1 protein-coding gene is annotated in these 295 nt (G+C 47.5%); it reads left to right on the top strand.

From position 1 onward, the window contains the following. On the top strand, positions 1–295 hold a 295-nt coding region (locus IQQ51_RS10170; RefSeq protein ID WP_193840980.1), incomplete at both ends, for a hypothetical protein.

The following is a 295-nucleotide window of genomic DNA, read 5'->3' as shown; positions in this document are numbered from 1 at the left end:
ACCAAAGTGATGATGTTGAGAAGTTCCGAATCGAACCAACTGAGTTCAATGTGGGTGGTGCGTTAACGTCGAACAACATTGCGGTTGAGCTTAAAGAAGACCCAGCAGACTCAGGCATCTATACCGGCTTTATTGATGACGGTGGAACGGACGTTCCTGTCTTCAGCTTAAGCTTCTCAGGTACCACGTTGGGTGAATACACCTTCACGTTGCTTGAGGCGTTAGACCATGCCGATGGTCTCGACAATAATGATCTGACCTTCGATTTGCCAGTTTATGCAGTGGATTCAGATGG

It is taken from the genome of Vibrio sp. OPT18, from assembly GCF_015163615.1.
Taxonomy (GTDB): Bacteria; Pseudomonadota; Gammaproteobacteria; order Enterobacterales; family Vibrionaceae; genus Vibrio; species Vibrio coralliirubri.
Note: the sequence above shows the minus strand (reverse complement) of the source record. Positions and strands in the feature narration are given on the sequence as shown.